This window comes from Aquibaculum arenosum (assembly GCF_029222965.1).
Taxonomy (GTDB): domain Bacteria; phylum Pseudomonadota; class Alphaproteobacteria; order Kiloniellales; family DSM-21159; genus Aquibaculum; species Aquibaculum arenosum.
On sequence record NZ_JARHUD010000027.1, the window covers coordinates 1 to 1,383 of the forward strand.

The 1,383-nt window shown below is 62.5% G+C and carries 1 protein-coding gene, 1 tRNA gene and 1 rRNA gene; 2 read left to right on the plus strand and 1 reads right to left on the minus strand.

Going from position 1 to position 1,383, the window contains the following annotated elements; all coding sequences use genetic code 11:
- Both rrf and P2G67_RS16350 read left to right on the plus strand, forming a co-directional pair.
- Positions 1-97 (plus strand): 5S ribosomal RNA (gene rrf, locus P2G67_RS16345); the annotation flags it as partial.
- Between the two features lie 51 nt (positions 98-148).
- Positions 149-225: transfer RNA gene (locus P2G67_RS16350), tRNA-Met, on the plus strand.
- Positions 226-771: 546 nt separating this feature from the next.
- Here P2G67_RS16350 and tnpC read toward each other — a convergent pair.
- The coding region (gene tnpC / locus P2G67_RS16355; protein ID WP_275824364.1) for an IS66 family transposase at positions 772-1,383 on the minus strand (612 nt) is incomplete at its 5' end.

Here is a 1,383-nt window from a genome sequence, read left to right on the forward strand (position 1 = left end):
GCTGCACCACCCGATCCCATCCCGAACTCGGCCGTGAAATCCCTCAGCGCCAATGGTACTGCGTCTTAAGGCGTGGGAGAGTCGGTCGCCGCCAAGTCTTCCAAGCCCGCTTGAACCTTCTCCAAGCCTCCACCACACAAAATACACCCGCGGGGTGGAGCAGCCCGGTAGCTCGTCAGGCTCATAACCTGAAGGTCGCAGGTTCAAATCCTGCCCCCGCAACCACCGACAGTGAGCGTCCTGAAGAAGCTTCTCCAGGGCGCTTTTCTGCGTTCTGTGCCTCACCGCACAAAGCCAGAATACCGTCTAGCCGACCGATGAGTAGAGCATCCAGACCCGACCCTTCAGGCCTGGGGGTAAGCTCTATCCGCTCGATCTGTCCACGCAAAAGATCAGCGGCTTCTGCACGAATGCTCGGGTCGTTCAGGCTTGCAGAGAGTTCGCTAATCCGGCGGTGATAGACCTCCGATAGTTTCGGGTGGAGTTGGATGGGTGAGGGCTTTGCGATGGCGCTCAGCGCACCTTCCAGCCGGGTGCGTTCCGCTTCCAGGGCGTGCAGGCGTTCTCCGAGCACCTTGCTGTAAGCGCCCTTTTCGATGGCGTCAACAATCCTCGCGATTGCCTTCTGGGTGCGCCTGAGCTCCTTCTCTAGGTAAGCGGTGGTTCATTCCCAGTGTGATCTGCGGCCGGATGCGCCGGAGCAGTCTTCTCCGGTAGCTTGCAAAGAAGTGTGCAAGCTTTGTTGCAATGCTTTGGTGGGGTTTGCTGGCGTCAGGCCCGTTGGTGCGCCGAGGTAAACGCCCAGGGCAGCAGGTCATCGAGGCGCGACTGAGGATAGTCTGCGGCGATGGCTTCGAGCGTGTCGCGCAGGTAGGCGTAAGGCTCGACGCCGTTCAGCTTGCAGGTCTCGACCAGTGACGCGATCCGCGCCCAGCTGGCGCCGCCTTCGTCGTGACCGCAGAAAAGTGCGTTCTTCCGGTTCAGGGCGAGCGGACGGATGAGGTTTTCGACCGGATTGTTGTCCATCTCGACACGCCCGTCCTCGAGGAACACGCACAAGCCGCCCCAGTGGTTGGCAATGTAGGCGAGCGCGCCGCCCATCGGCGACTTGCGTGACAGCCGGGCACGCTGTTCACCGACCCAGGTGTCGAGCTTCTCGACGATCGGGCGCGAACGTGCCTGGCGCTGCTTCAGGCGCTGCGCCGGCGGCTGGCCGCGGATCTCCTTCTCGAGGGCATAGAGTCGGGCGATCTGCTTCAGCAGCTCGTCGGCAACGGGCGAGCCTTTACCAGGTGTTGCTTTGATGACCTCACGGCGGGCATGGCTCCAGCAGTGAGCAAGCACCAGAGGTTGACCGCCGCGGCGCTCCGGCCGGGCCAGGCG